Below are 13,377 nucleotides of genomic sequence, written 5' to 3'. Positions count from 1 at the left end.
ACTCCGTTCGGGCTGAGCGAAGTCGAAGCCCTTGTCTGAGCGGAGGCGAAGACACCTCCCTGCGGTCGGCGCTGCCCTTCGACTTCGCTCAGGGCGAACGGGATAATAGCGGCAAGCATCACGCCGCCGCCTTCTCGACCGCGGCGCAGATGCGCTCGACCACATCCTTGACCTGATCCTCGCGGTCGCCCTCGGCCATGACGCGGATCACCGGTTCGGTGCCCGACGGGCGGATGACCAGCCGGCCCGACCCGTTCAGTTCCGCCTCGGCCTGGGCGATCACGCGCTGCACCGTCTCATCCTCCAGCGGCTTGCCACCGGCAAAGCGGACATTCTTGAGCAATTGGGGCACCGGATCGAACTGGTGCAGCGTCTCGCTCGCGGGCTTGCCCGAGCGGACCAAGGCGGCCAGCACCTGCAGCGCCGCGACCGTGCCGTCGCCGGTGGTCGCATAATCGGACAGGATCATGTGGCCGGACTGTTCGCCGCCGACATTGAAGCCACCCTCGCGCATCCGCTCCAGCACATAGCGGTCACCGACCTTGGTCCGCTCCAGCCCGATGCCCTGCCCGGTAAGGAAGCGTTCGAGGCCCAGGTTCGACATGATCGTCGCCACCAGCCCGCCACCGCGCAGCGTGCCGGCGCGGGCGAAATTGGATGCGATCAGCGCCATGATCTGGTCACCGTCGACGATCTGCCCCTTTTCATCGACCACGATCAGCCGGTCCGCGTCGCCGTCCAGCGCAATGCCGATGTCCGCGCCGGACGACACGACCGTTTCCTGGCACAGCAAGGGCGAGGTGGATCCACACCCGTCATTGATATTGGTGCCGTTGGGCGTGACGCCCACGGCGACCACTTCCGCCCCCAATTCCCAGAAGGCCGACGGCGCGACCTGATAGGCGGCGCCATTGGCGCAATCGACCACGATCTTGAGCCCGTCGAGGCGCAGGTCGGCGGGGAAGCTCGACTTGACCGCATGGATGTAGCGGCCACGCGCGTCCTCGACCCGGCGGGCGCGGCCGATATCCTTGGACGCGGCCAGCGGCACGTCCTGGTTCAGCAGCGCCTCGATCTTCAGCTCATCTTCGTCCGACAGCTTGTAGCCATCCGGACCGAACAGCTTGATGCCATTGTCATAATAGGGATTGTGGCTGGCCGAAATCATGACGCCCAGGTCGGCGCGCATCGAATGGGCCAGCATGGCGACGGCCGGCGTCGGGATCGGCCCGAACTGGACCACGTCCATGCCGACCGCGGTAAAGCCCGCGACCAGCGCATTTTCGACCATATAGCCCGACAGGCGGGTATCCTTGCCGATCACCACCCGGTGGCGATGGCTGCCGCGCTGGAAATGGGTGCCGGCCGCCATGCCGACCTTCATCGCCAGTTGCGGCGTCATCGGCCACTGGTTGGTGCGACCACGAATACCGTCAGTGCCGAAATATTGTCTGCTCATGCGATCCTGCCCCGGGGCGGCTATGGGTAAAACTCACCTCCCCCATAGCAATCTTTGATCGACTTTCCACCGCTGTCCCGGCATCGCCGCCGCATGGAAAATTTCAATGCCGCCGTCGATGCGCTGTCCAGTGCCGTCTTCTTCAAGGTTCCCCTGTTCGGCGCACAGATCGAGCTGATCGTGCTCTATCTCGCGCTGCCCATGCTGTTCTTCACCATCTGGCTGGGCTTCCCCAATGTCACCCAGGTCGGCCGGGCGATCCGTATCCTGCGCAGCCAGCCGCATGAGGGCGAGGCGAAGGGCGATGTCAGCCAGTGGGGCGCGCTCTCCACGGCGCTGTCCGGCACCATTGGCCTCGGCAATATCGCCGGCGTCGCGGTGGCACTGACCATGGGCGGGCCGGGCGCAATCCTGTGGATGTTCATCATCGGCTGGTTCGCGATGACGGTGAAGATGGCGGAGGTCACGCTGGGCCTCAAATATCGCGTCTTCGACGAACGCGGCCATGTCCATGGCGGGCCGATGTATGTGCTCAAAGCCGTCGGCGCGGCGCGCGGCTGGCCCAAAGTCGGCCTGGTGCTCGGCGGCGCCTATGCCTTCTTCGCCCTGTTCGGCGCGATCCCGATGGTGCAGGTCAACCAGAGCTTCGCCCAGGTGAAGGTGGTCACCGGCATGACCAATGGCTGGGCCTATGGCGTGTTCATCGCGGCGGCCGTCGCGCTGGTGACGATGGGCGGCGCGGCCTGGCTGGGCGAGGTGTCGAAGCGCCTGACCCCGCTCAAGGTCACCGTCTATCTGGGCGGTGTCGCCGCGATCCTGATCCTCCATGCCGACGCCATTCCCGGCGCGCTGGCGCTGATCTGGCACGGCGCCTTTTCCAGCGATGCGGCCACCGGCGGGGCGATCGGCGCCTTTGTCGCGGGCATGCGCCGCGCGGTCTTCGCCAGCGAGGCAGGCGTCGGCTCCGCCGTCATGGCGCACAGCCTGGCCCGCGCCCGCCATCCGGTATCCGAAGGGCTTGTCGCCCTGCTCGAACCGCTGCTCGGCACCATGATCGTCTGCGCGCTGGGTGGGCTGGCGCTGGTCGTCGCCGGCACCTGGAACAACGGCCTTGAGGGCATCGCCATCACCTCCGCCGCCTTTGCCAAGGTGTCGCCCTGGTTCCCCTGGCTGCTTGCCGTCGTCGTCTTCCTCTTCGCCTATTCGACGCTGGTCGCCTGGGGCTTCTATGGTCTTCAGGCCTGGGGCTATCTGTTCGGCAACGGGCCGCGCGCCCAGTGGGTCTACAAGATCCTCTATGTCGTCGCCCTGCCCCCGGCCGCCGCGATCGACCTCGGCCGGGTGGTCGGCATCGTCGACAGCAGCTTCTTCCTGATGGCGATCCCCAATGTCATCGCCCTCTATCTGTGCGCCGGCGAACTGCGCCGCGACGTGAAGGCCTATCTGGCGGAACAGGCTTAACTTCGCACATTTCCCGCACATTCTGACATAATCTTGCGGGGCCGCGATCCTATCGGAAAGCGGCCCCGTTCTTATAGCATGAGCTTAACCAGATAGGACAGAAACGAAAAAGGCCCCGCCTGTCGGCGGAGCCTCTTCGATCGTGCAGACGGTGGGGCGTCAGATCTTGTCGCCGAGCGCACCCTTGACGGAGCCAGCCACATCCTGGGCCGTACCCTTCGCCTTCTGCAGCTTGCCTTCGGCTTCCAGGCGTTCATTATCCGTGGCCTTGCCGATCGCTTCCTTCGTGGCACCGGCGGCCTTGTTGCCCGCAGCCTTCACCTTGTCGGTCAGTTCACCCATATGGTTTCTCCTTGGAAGTGGCATTCCCCCTGTCAACCATCGGACAGGGGGAAAGGTTTCCATCGAAACGCGGGCGTCACGACAAAATCAGGGCTTGATCCCATAGCGGGCATAGACGGCGTCGATGCGCGGATCGATGCGCCGGGCGACCGCGATTTCCGCATCCCCCTCGCTTGCCCGGCCCAGCCGGTGCAGCACGATGCCGCGCATGTAGCGGCTCGGCTCCTTGCCCGGCTCCTGCGCCACGACGACATCCAGGTCGCGCAGCGCATCGTCGAACCGGCCCATGCGGAACCACAGCATCGCCCGGCTGTCGAGCGCGGCCATGCTGCCCGAACTCAGCTCCACCGCCTTGGTGCAATCCTGCATTGCACTCTCCAGCTCGACATTGCGCGATCCCTTGACCCAGCAACGCTCGTTGAACAGCCCGGTCATGCCCGGCTTTTCCGCCAGTTGCGCATCGATGATCTCGATCGCCTTGGCCGGATCGCCATAGGTGCCGAGCAGCGTCGCCTTGAAGCTGCGATAGCCGTCGCGCGCCTCGCCACCGATCGCGATCTTGGCGTCGACCATGCCCAGTGCATCGTCCAGCTTGCCGCTTTCCGCCAGATAGGTCGCGACCGTACCGACCGCCGCGCCCGATGCCGGGTCGAGCTGGCGCGCCATGCGGCCATCGGCCAGCGCGCCGGTCACGTCGCCGGTCTGGAACCGGCGATAGGCGCGCTGCAGATAGAGGTCGACGTCGGGCTTGATCCCGATCGCCTTGTCGAGATCGACCAGCGCATTCTTGTAATCGCCAATGCCCCAGCGGAAATTGCTGCGGCTGGAATAGCCGGTCGCGTCCTCCGCATCGGCGGCGATCGCCTTGGCAAAGGTCGCCTCGACCGCCTTGGACTGCGGCCAGGCGGCGATGGTCGCCGGGCTGTAATCCCACAAATAGGTGGGCTTGGCCGGGCCGATCACATGCGGCGACATCGCCTGCACTGTCGCCAGCGCATCGCGCTCGTCGGGCAGGCGATCGGCCGCGATCTCGACGCCGGTGGCGTCGGTCCGCTCCTCGACATCCAGCACCCCGTCCTTCAGCTGCACGGTCCGGCGCAGGTCATAACCCGCCACCGTCTTGCTGAGGCCCTGCTCGCCTTCGATCGCATAGCCCTTGCCGCCCTGGGGCAGGCGCAGGCGCAGATGATAGCGAATGCCGATCGGCGCACCCGTCGCCACCGGGATCGCCAGCCAGGCGGGGCGCGCCCGGTCCGGCGCGAAGCTGATCTCGTCGATCAGCTTGCCGGCGTCGCGGCGATAGCGCCGGTCGCTCAGCTTCCAGGGCGAGCTGGTGACGCCATGGGCGGTGAAGGTGACGGTGGCCGAAGCTGCATCGGTGGTGACGCCGACCTGGCTATATTGAGCGGTGCCGACCTGCTCGCTGAAAAAGCCCTGCACCATCTCGTCGCGCCGCTTGGCATCCATCTGGCCGAGACCGGTGCTGATCATCGTCGCGATCTGCCCGCGCAGCACCGCCCTGGCATCGAACACGGTCGGCAGCTTCTCATGCCCGCTCTCGTCCGCCTCGACACTGACGTCGATCGTCGGCCGGGCATTGGCATGGGTCTGGATCGGCATCAGCTCAGCCCCGGCGGTGCGAACCGGCAGCACCGATCCGAAGCGCGGCGTATCGCCGATATCCTCCAGTCGCGATCCCAGGCCCGTGCCGTCCAGCCAGTATGACTGGCCATCGATCACCGCACGCACCAGCACATGGTCAAAGGCCGCGGCCGTGGGCAACCGTTCCGGCACGGAATCGCCCAGGGTCGAACTGGCCAGCACCGGCTCCGCCTCGATCCCTAGCCCGCGCAGCAGCGAAAGCAGCAGCAGCGTCTTCGCCTTGCAGTCGCCATAGCGCAGCGTCCAGGTCTCGGCCGGCTTCTGCGGGACATAATTGCCGCCATTCATGCCGACCATCAGATAGCGGACATGGTCCTGCACCAGTTGCAGCGCCGCAGCGGCCTTGTCCTTCGGCGATCCCGGCAGCGCCTTGAGCTTGGCCAGTTCGCCCGCCAGCGGCGATCCATCGGCGATCAGCCCGTCGGTCGCATAGAGCGGCGCCATCGTCTTCGACACATCGGCCCAACTGGCGAAGGTCGACAGTTCGAACAGCGGCGGATGGGTGAAGCGGGTCGGCGCGTCGGCCGGCATTTCCGGCTGCTTGGCCAGCGGCACGGCAAAGCTCAGCTCGGTGAGGCCGCTCTTCTTGACCGGCTTGGCATCGACGCCGCTCGCCAGCAGCTTCCAGCGCGGCGCATCCGCATCGTCCCACAGCAGGCGGACCCGGCCATAGCCCAGTCGCAGCGGCGCGGCCGGCAGGGCCGAGACATTCTGGACATGGCCGCCCAGCGCATCATCCTTGCTGGTGGTCGAATAGCGCAGCCGCACCACATCGCCCACCTGCACCCCCTCGACCGCCATGGTCGCGGTCAGGATGCCACTGATCTGCAACGCTTCCAGCCCCTGCTCGCGGCGCAACACGGTGAACTTCTTGCCGCTGGCCAACGCATCGATCACCTGATCGCCGCGCAGGATCGACAGTTCATGGATGATGAGGTCGCCCTTGTCTGGCGCCCAGGGCAGCGTCAGCGACGACAGCTGGGTCAGCGCCTCGGCCGAACCGGCGCGGGTGGCGATGTCTGCATAGCTCCACAGCTTGCCCTTCTCGACCCGCTGCTGGCTGTCGAGGATCATCATCGAGGGCGGATCGCCATCGGCCGCCAGCTTGGGCATCGCCGCCTTGTCGATCCAGCCGGGCGCCGGCTGATACAGCGGCACCTCTCCGGCAAAGGCAGGCGCCACAACCGTCATGGCCGCCGAAGCCGCCAACCACCCAAAATGTCTCATTTCCCCCCGAACTTCCTTTTGCACTAAGCCCCGTTTGACCGAAGGCTATGGCATCGCGGCGAAGCGCTCAAGGGGAAGCATCACGCGCAAAGAAAAAGGGGCCGGAAAACCGGCCCCTTCTCGAAATTCGCGGCAGTCGCGAAGCGGATTAGCGCTTCGAGAACTGGAAGCTGCGGCGGGCCTTGGCCTTGCCGTACTTCTTACGCTCGACGACGCGGCTGTCGCGGGTCAGGAAGCCTTCGGCCTTGACCGCGCTGCGCAGCGCCGGCTCATACTTCGACAGAGCCTGGGCGATGCCGTGCTTGACCGCACCGGCCTGGCCCGACAGACCGCCGCCCTTGACGGTGGCGATCACGTCATACTGACCTTCACGGTCGGTGACGCCGAAGGGCTGGTTGATGACCAGACGCAGGGTCGGGCGAGCGAAATAGACTTCCTGGTCACGGCCGTTGACCGTGATCTTGCCGGTGCCGGGCTTCACCCACACGCGGGCCACGGCGTCCTTGCGGCGGCCGGTGGCATAGGCGCGGCCGAGGCCGTCGATTTCCTGGGCGCGCAGCGGAGCCGAGGGCTGGACCGGCGCGGCAGCGACGGGCGCTTCGCCTTCGACGGCAGCCGGGGCAGCGGCAGGAGCGGCAGTGGCCAGCGACGCGAGGTCGGACAGGGACTGACGGTTATCGGACATTATGCACCCACCTTGTTCTTGCGGTTGCGCGACGCGAAGTCGAGCACTTCGGGGTTCTGGGCTTCATGCGGATGCTCGGTGCCGGCGAAGATGCGCAGGTTGCGCATCTGCTGGCGGCCCAGCGGACCACGGGGGATCATACGCTCGACGGCCTTTTCCAGGACGCGCTCGGGGAAACGACCTTCCAGGATCTTCTGGGGGGTGGTTTCCTTGATGCCGCCGGCATAACCGGTGTGCTTGTAGTAAACCTTGTCGGTCAGCTTGCGGCCGGTGAACTTGACCTTGCCCGCGTTGATGATGATGACATTGTCACCGCAATCGACATGGGGGGTGAAGCTCGGCTTGTGCTTGCCGCGCAGGATATTCGCCACAGTCGAAGCGAGACGACCCACGACCAGCCCTTCGGCGTCGATCAGGATCCACTTCTTTTCGACCGTTGCCGGGGTTGCCGGCTTGGTGGTCTTCATCAGCGCCTTCATGGTGCCAATTCTCCAAGAATGAACAGTGAACCAGCTACCCTGGGGTCGCCGGAAGATGGGCGCTAATGACGTTTGGGGGCCGACAAGTCAAGAGATTCGGCGGCTTTCACGACGGGTAAAATAATACCACTCACTTGCCGGCAGCGGTCAGGCTCCGCTTTTCGGTCAGCGTCTGGGCGCCCAGGGTCAGGGTGCGCTCCTGCGCATCGACCAGTCCCGTCTGCGCCGACACGATATAGCGCATCGCGACATGGGCGCCCTCCCCCTGCAGATCCTCCTGCAAGGTCAGGCGGTTGCCGTCATGGGCAGCAAGGACGGAATCACCCTCCACCGCGACGGCGCGCCCCAGCGGCGGGCCGGCCATGGTGCGCACGCCACGCGGCCTGGCATCGTCAACTTCGCTGTCAACGAACAGCAGCAATGGCTGCACCTCGCCCGACAGCAGCGCCAGCCGCCCTTCGGGCGTCAGCCCGTCGAGCAGGGTCAGGACATTCTTCGCCGTGCGCTGCCCCGCACTGCCCTCCGGCGCCTTTGCCACCATGGCATTGAGCGCCTTTTCCATCGCCGCGCGGACATCATCGATATTGTCGAGGCTTACAATCTTGCCATGGGCATCGAGGCGGAAGCGATGCTCCACCCCGATCAGCGGCGAGAGGGCCGCGCGATAGGCGTCCGCCCCCGCACCGGGCGCATCGCTGTCCAGGCTGCGCAGCGTGACATGCAGGATATAGCCATCCCCCACCTTCTCGAACCGCAGGACCCGGTCGGCACGAAACAGGCTGTCGCGCCCGTCGACCGGCCGATGCTGTTCGATGCGATAGAGCAGATCCTGCCCGGTCGGCGGCGCGAAGCCGATCGCGACCGGGGCGGCCAGTGCCGGCGACGCGAGCGCCAGCGACAGGAAGGCGATCCCTCGCTTCATGCCAGTTGCTCCGCGACCCAGGTGGCGAAGAGCGGATGGGCGGCATCGACCGGCAGCGCCAGGATCGCCGGCACATCATAATCGTGCAGCTGCGCGATCCGGGCCATCAGCGCGGCGCGCCGGTCGGCGCTGGCCTTGAACAGGACCGGGACTTCGGCGCCTTCCTCCACCTTGCCCTGCCATTCATAGATGGAGGTGCAGGGACCAAGGATATTGGCGCAGGCGGCCAGCCTCTCCTCGACCAGCGTGCGGGCGACGGCACGCGCCCGCTCGGCCGATCCGAACAGGCTGTAGACCAGCACGACCCCGCTCATGCCCGGCGCGATCCCACGGCATGGGCGCCCCAGGCGGCCGAGGCCACCACCAGCGCACCGACCGCTTGGTGCAGCACGGCCAGCGGCAGCGCGATGCCGCTGATGACGGTGGCGATGCCCAGCAGCACCTGCGTACCGACCGCCGCGTTGATCGCGATCGACGCGCCGCGATGGCCCGCCGCCTTGGCCTTGCGCGCCAGGATGATCAGCATCGCCGCCGCCACCCACGCCCACCAGCGGTGGATGAAATGGACCAGATAGGGATCGCTGGAGACGGTCGCCCAGAGCGAACCGAGCCACATGATCCCTTCGGGCACCAGATGGTCGTTCATCAGCGGCCAGGTGCTGGAGACATAGCCGGCGTCGAGGCCGGCGGTGAAGGCGCCGAACATCAGCTGGACCAGCAGCACCAGCAGGGTCGCCAGCGCAAAGGGCTGCAACGCGGCGGGCCGGGCATAGGGATTGCGCGCCAGCGCCAGCAGGTCGAGCGCAGTCCAGATCAGCCCGCCGATGATGAAGAGCGCGGTCAGCAGATGCACCGCCAGCCGATAATGGCTGACATCGGTGCGCACCGACAGACCCGACTTCACCATCCACCAGCCAATCGCGCCCTGCAGCCCGCCCAGCGCCAGCAGCGCGACCAGGCGCCAGCCATAGCCGGCCGGGATCGCCCGCCGCGCCGCGAACCAGATCAGTGGCAGGGCAAAAGCGACGCCGATCAGGCGGCCGAGCAGCCGGTGCAGCCATTCCCAGAAGAAGATGAACTGGAAGGCGGCGAGGCTCATGCCCTTGTTGATCTCCTTATATTCGGGGATCTGCTGATAGTCGCGAAACGCATCCATCCACTGGTCGTGGGTCAAGGGCGGGATCGCGCCGGTGATCGGCTTCCACTGGGTGATCGACAGGCCGGATTCGGTAAGGCGCGTGATGCCGCCTACCACCACCATGCAGAAGACCAGCGCCGCCACGATGAGCAGCCAGCGGGCAATGGCGACGGGACGCGGAGCCGCGCTGAACGCGGTCGGGGAAGAACGTGTCATGCCCGGTCCATGCGCCCATGCCGCCCCCTATTCAAGAGGCACGGACTGGGACAAAAGGTCATGGGGCTGCCATCGCCGGGGGATACAAATCGGCGCACGGGCGTCTCCCACCAACGCATTGCAACGACAGGGTTATGATGAGCCAGCAGAGGGACATTGCCGACATGATCGCCGAACAGGGGCCGATGGGCGCCCTGACCGCGACGATCGACGGGTCGTCGCCTCTGGGGCCAGCGTCGGACTGGTCGCCATCGCTCGTCTCGACGGTGCGGCTGATGCTGTCGTCGCGCGCGGAGATCGTGCTGTTCTGGGGGCCGGATTATTGCGCCCTCTATAATGAAGCCTATGCCCCCACGATCGGCGACAAGCATCCGCGCGTGCTTGGCCGCCCGGCCCGCGAAGGCTGGGCCGAGCTGTGGGATGATCTTGGCCCGCTGCTGCAATCGGTGCGGGACACGGGCGAAACCTTCCATGCCAAGGACCGCCCCTTCTATATCGAACGTGACGGCGGACGCGGCGAGGAGGTCTTCTTCGACATTTCCTATTCGCCGGTGTTCGAACTGGATGGATCGATCGGCGGCGTGCTGTGCATCGTCAGCGAAACCACGGTGCGCGTGCTGGCCGAGCGCGAGGCGCGCGCCGACCGCAACCGCCTCTGGGCACTGGCGCGTGACCCGTTCCTGATCGCCGACAGCGAGGGGATCTGGCTGTCCGCCAGCCCCGCCTGGACCGACATATTGGGCTGGTCGCAGGAGGAACTGATCGGCCGCACATCGGAATGGATGGAGCATCCCGACGATGTGAAGCGGACGCGCGGCGAGGTGCAGGATCTGGCCGACGGCCATCCGACCATCCGGTTCGAAAACCGGTTCCGCACCAAGCGGGGCGATTATCGCATCTTCAGCTGGACCGCCGTGCCCGAGGGCGACCTCATCTATTGCGTCGCCCGCGACGTGACCCGGCATCGCGCCGACGCCCAGGCCCTGGCCGAAACCGAAGCCGCGCTGCGCCAGGCGCAGAAGATGGAGACGCTGGGCCAGCTCACCGGCGGCGTCGCGCATGACTTCAACAATCTGCTGCAGATCGTCACCGGCAATCTGGACCTGCTGCAACGCGCCCTGCCCGACGACCAGCCGCGCCTGCGCCGCGCCGCCGACAATGCCATGGCCGGGGCCGAACGGGCGGCGATACTGACCCAGCGGCTGCTCGCCTTTTCCCGCCGCCAGCCCCTGGCCCCCGACCGGGTCGATCCCAACCGGCTGATCGCCGGCATGTCGGACCTGCTGCACCGGACGCTGGGCGAGATGATCGAGGTGGAAACGGTGCAGAGCCCGCGGGTCTGGCCGGTCGAGATCGACGTCAACCAGATGGAAAATGCGCTGCTCAACCTGGCGGTCAATGCGCGCGACGCGATGCCGCAGGGCGGCAAGCTGACGATCGAGGTCGCCAACACCCATCTCGACAGCCATTATGCCGCGACCGAACAGGAAATCACGCCCGGCCAATATGTGCTGATCTGCGTGTCGGACACCGGCATGGGCATGGACGCCGACACGCTGTCCCACGCGATCGAACCCTTCTTCACCACCAAGGATGTCGGACGCGGCACCGGCCTTGGCCTGTCGATGGTCTATGGCTTCGTCAAGCAGTCGGGCGGCCATGTCCGGGTCTATTCGGAGACTGGCCATGGCACGACGGTGAAAATCTACCTGCCGCGCTATCATGGCCTGCTGCCAGTGGCCGAGGAGATCGTGCAGGCCCCGCCCCCGCCCCCGCCCTGTCCGCAGGCCGGGCAGGAGGTGATCCTGGTGTGCGAGGATGACGAGAATGTCCGCGCCTATTCGGTCGAGGTGCTGCGCGACCTGGGCTATCGCGTGATCGAGGCGGGCGATGGCCCGACTGCGCTGGCCGCACTGGACGCGGCGGCGGAGCCGATCGACCTGCTGTTCACCGACGTGGTGCTGCCCGGTGGCATGACCGGGGCAGACATTGCCCGCGCCGCCAAGGCGAAGCAGCCGGGGCTACGCGTGTTGTTTACCACCGGCTATGCCCGCAACGCGATCATCCATCATGGCCGGCTCGATCCGGGGGTCGAACTGCTGACCAAGCCCTTCACCTACAGGGCGCTGGGCGAGAAGATCCGCGATATGCTGGACCGGGTGGAAAGCCCGGCCCAGTAAAAAGGTCAGCCCTTGGCGCGCTGCCAGGCGGCGACCAGATCGACCGCCCGTTCGCGCACGGTCAGCGCATCGTCGCCCGGACGATAGAGCGCGCCGCCCACGCCGATCCCTTCACAGCCACCGGCGAGCCAGTCGCCGATCGTGTCCGCGCCGGTGCCGCCCACGGCCCAGACGCCAACATGCTTGGGCAGCACATCCTTGACCGCCTTGACATAGGCCGGGCCAAGCTGGGCGGCGGGAAACAGCTTCACCCGGCGCGCGCCGGCCTCGACCGCGCGGAACGCCTCGCTCGGTGTCATGAAGCCGGGCAGCAGTTCAAGGCCGAGTTCGGCGCCGCGTGCGATAACGTCCGGCACCGTGTTCGGCGTCACCATGATGCGGCCGCCCGCCCCCGCCAGCGCCTCGACCGCCTCGACCGTCAACACCGTGCCGCCGCCGATCAGCGCGCGATCGCCAAAGGCCTGCTGCATCGCGGCGATGCTGACCAGCGGCTCGGGCGAATTGAACGGCACCTCGATCACGCGGATGCCGGCTTCCACCAGGGCGGCGGCGATATCGAGCGCCTCTTCAGGCTTCACGCCACGCAAAATGGCGGCGATCGGCGGTGCGCCGTCGGCCAGCAGGTCGTCGAGGATCATCGGTCAGTTCTCCAGAAAGCCAAGGCCAGCCCGCGCACAGGCGTCGCCGTCCAGCGATTGCGAAGCGATGCCCTGCGCATCGAGGGCACGGGCATAGCGATCCGAAAGCCGCGCGTCACCAATCAAGACGACGCCGGTGTCGCCCGCCAAAGCGGCGCGCGCTTCGGCGATCTCGCAGCCGATGACGAGGCCCGACAGATAGCCCAGCGCCCAGTCGGCCGAGCGCCCGGCGCGCAGCCGCATCGCCCGCGCCGCAAACAGGGAGGCCAGCAGCCGCCCCGCGCCGGCCCGCTCCAGCCCTTCGGCGAAACCGGCCGCTTCCTCCGCCGGATCGGCGTCGGCGGCGGCGATATTGGGGCTGAGCGTCGAACGATCGCGCAGCAGCGCAAACAGTTCGCCGGTCGGCACGGTGCGAAAGCGGATCACCCGGCCATCCTCCACCAGCGTCCATTTGCTGTGGGTGCCGGGCAGCACGATCAGGTGACGGCCGGTGGCGAGCCGGGGATCGAGCGCCATCGCGCCGAAAATCTGGGCCTCCTCGCCGCGCATCACATCAGCAATGCCGTCGGCGTCGGTGCAGGCCAGGCCCGCCATGATCGCCAGCGGCGCGCCGCGCCAGTCGAAGCGCACGGCAACCTCTGCCCAGCTATCGGCATCGGCGGGACAATCGGCATAGGGTGCCTCGACCCAGCCGTCGCGCGCGCCGACCATGCCGCACAGGCGGATCGATGTCGGCAGGCCGTCCTCCAGCCAGGGGGCGATCGTCTCGGCAAAGGCGGCTTCCGCCTCGCGGCCTACCACGCCGATGCCCGGCCCGTCGCGGCGCGCCACGATCCGCCCCGCTTCCACCCGGAACAGCCGCAGATTGCTGGTCCCCCAGTCACCGATCACTGCATAGTCGCTCATCGATGATCCGCCCGATTTTTCGCGTTCAACCGCACTTTCCCTCTCTTTGCATCCTTGAAAAG

The 13,377-nt window shown here is 66.8% G+C and carries 12 protein-coding genes; 2 read left to right on the top strand and 10 right to left on the bottom strand.

What is annotated here, in order from left to right; all coding sequences use genetic code 11:
• Positions 1-118: 118 nt before the first annotated feature.
• Positions 119-1,459: a phosphoglucosamine mutase gene (gene glmM, locus U0025_RS02380; protein WP_004210979.1), complete on the bottom strand. Its 1,341-nt coding sequence runs from the start codon at positions 1,457-1,459 to the stop codon at positions 119-121.
• A gap of 93 nt (positions 1,460-1,552) precedes the next feature.
• On the opposite strand from glmM, the gene U0025_RS02375 reads away from it, so the two are divergent.
• Positions 1,553-2,920, top strand: a complete 1,368-nt coding sequence (locus U0025_RS02375) for an alanine/glycine:cation symporter family protein (protein ID WP_004210978.1) — start codon at positions 1,553-1,555, stop codon at positions 2,918-2,920.
• Between the two features lie 159 nt (positions 2,921-3,079).
• Here the strand turns inward: U0025_RS02375 and U0025_RS02370 are convergent, their stop codons facing one another.
• From U0025_RS02370 to U0025_RS02340, 7 genes are all read right to left on the bottom strand, one after another.
• A complete protein-coding gene (locus U0025_RS02370) occupies positions 3,080-3,262 on the bottom strand; it encodes a CsbD family protein (protein ID WP_004210977.1) in 183 nt (60 codons plus the stop codon).
• An 87-nt stretch (positions 3,263-3,349) separates the two neighbouring features.
• Positions 3,350-6,115, bottom strand: a complete 2,766-nt coding sequence (locus U0025_RS02365) for a DUF3857 domain-containing protein (RefSeq protein ID WP_004210976.1) — start codon at positions 6,113-6,115, stop codon at positions 3,350-3,352.
• 184 nt (positions 6,116-6,299) lie between these two features.
• Positions 6,300-6,836: a 30S ribosomal protein S9 gene (gene rpsI, locus U0025_RS02360; RefSeq protein WP_004210975.1), complete on the bottom strand. Its 537-nt coding sequence runs from the start codon at positions 6,834-6,836 to the stop codon at positions 6,300-6,302.
• Entirely contained in the window at positions 6,836-7,315 is a 480-nt protein-coding gene (gene rplM, locus U0025_RS02355) for a 50S ribosomal protein L13 (protein WP_004210974.1), read from the bottom strand. The genes rpsI and rplM overlap by 1 nt, the downstream gene beginning before the upstream one ends.
• A 130-nt stretch (positions 7,316-7,445) precedes the next feature.
• A complete protein-coding gene (locus tag U0025_RS02350) occupies positions 7,446-8,237 on the bottom strand; it encodes a hypothetical protein (RefSeq protein WP_004210973.1) in 792 nt (263 codons plus the stop codon).
• On the bottom strand, positions 8,234-8,551 hold the full coding sequence (gene cutA / locus U0025_RS02345) for a divalent-cation tolerance protein CutA (protein ID WP_004210972.1): 318 nt from the start codon (positions 8,549-8,551) through the stop codon (positions 8,234-8,236). The genes U0025_RS02350 and cutA overlap by 4 nt, the downstream gene beginning before the upstream one ends.
• Complete coding sequence (locus tag U0025_RS02340; RefSeq protein ID WP_004210971.1) at positions 8,548-9,591, bottom strand: COX15/CtaA family protein; 1,044 nt, start codon at positions 9,589-9,591, stop codon at positions 8,548-8,550. The genes cutA and U0025_RS02340 overlap by 4 nt, the downstream gene beginning before the upstream one ends.
• A 137-nt stretch (positions 9,592-9,728) precedes the next feature.
• Here U0025_RS02340 and U0025_RS02335 point away from each other — a divergent pair, with 137 nt between their 5' ends.
• The gene (locus U0025_RS02335) at positions 9,729-11,771 is read left to right on the top strand and encodes a hybrid sensor histidine kinase/response regulator (RefSeq protein WP_004210970.1); all 2,043 of its coding nucleotides are present in this window, start codon (positions 9,729-9,731) and stop codon (positions 11,769-11,771) included.
• A 5-nt stretch (positions 11,772-11,776) separates the two neighbouring features.
• Here U0025_RS02335 and U0025_RS02330 read toward each other — a convergent pair whose 3' ends face one another.
• Both U0025_RS02330 and U0025_RS02325 read right to left on the bottom strand, forming a co-directional pair.
• On the bottom strand, positions 11,777-12,409 hold the full coding sequence (locus tag U0025_RS02330; RefSeq protein ID WP_004210969.1) for a 2-dehydro-3-deoxy-6-phosphogalactonate aldolase: 633 nt from the start codon (positions 12,407-12,409) through the stop codon (positions 11,777-11,779).
• A gap of 3 nt (positions 12,410-12,412) precedes the next feature.
• Positions 12,413-13,315, bottom strand: coding sequence for a 2-dehydro-3-deoxygalactonokinase (locus tag U0025_RS02325; RefSeq protein ID WP_004210968.1), 903 nt, complete (start codon positions 13,313-13,315; stop codon positions 12,413-12,415).
• Between the last annotated feature and the right edge of the window lie 62 nt (positions 13,316-13,377).

This window comes from Sphingobium yanoikuyae (genome assembly GCF_034424525.1).
Classification (GTDB): domain Bacteria; phylum Pseudomonadota; class Alphaproteobacteria; order Sphingomonadales; family Sphingomonadaceae; genus Sphingobium; species Sphingobium yanoikuyae.
Note: the sequence above shows the minus strand (reverse complement) of the source record. Positions and strands in the feature narration are given on the sequence as shown.

Bases quoted from the DNA above. Each gene is read 5' to 3' on its own strand.
- glmM (WP_004210979.1), bottom strand. From the start codon at position 1,459: ATGAGCAGACAATATTTCGGCACTGACGGTATTCGTGGTCGCACCAAC.
- U0025_RS02375 (WP_004210978.1), top strand. From the start codon at position 1,553: ATGGAAAATTTCAATGCCGCCGTCGATGCGCTGTCCAGTGCCGTCTTC.
- U0025_RS02370 (WP_004210977.1), bottom strand. From the start codon at position 3,262: ATGGGTGAACTGACCGACAAGGTGAAGGCTGCGGGCAACAAGGCCGCC.
- U0025_RS02365 (WP_004210976.1), bottom strand. From the start codon at position 6,115: ATGACGGTTGTGGCGCCTGCCTTTGCCGGAGAGGTGCCGCTGTATCAG.
- rpsI (WP_004210975.1), bottom strand. From the start codon at position 6,836: ATGTCCGATAACCGTCAGTCCCTGTCCGACCTCGCGTCGCTGGCCACT.
- rplM (WP_004210974.1), bottom strand. From the start codon at position 7,315: ATGAAGGCGCTGATGAAGACCACCAAGCCGGCAACCCCGGCAACGGTC.
- U0025_RS02350 (WP_004210973.1), bottom strand. From the start codon at position 8,237: ATGAAGCGAGGGATCGCCTTCCTGTCGCTGGCGCTCGCGTCGCCGGCA.
- cutA (WP_004210972.1), bottom strand. From the start codon at position 8,551: ATGAGCGGGGTCGTGCTGGTCTACAGCCTGTTCGGATCGGCCGAGCGG.
- U0025_RS02340 (WP_004210971.1), bottom strand. From the start codon at position 9,591: ATGACACGTTCTTCCCCGACCGCGTTCAGCGCGGCTCCGCGTCCCGTC.
- U0025_RS02335 (WP_004210970.1), top strand. From the start codon at position 9,729: ATGAGCCAGCAGAGGGACATTGCCGACATGATCGCCGAACAGGGGCCG.
- U0025_RS02330 (WP_004210969.1), bottom strand. From the start codon at position 12,409: ATGATCCTCGACGACCTGCTGGCCGACGGCGCACCGCCGATCGCCGCC.
- U0025_RS02325 (WP_004210968.1), bottom strand. From the start codon at position 13,315: ATGAGCGACTATGCAGTGATCGGTGACTGGGGGACCAGCAATCTGCGG.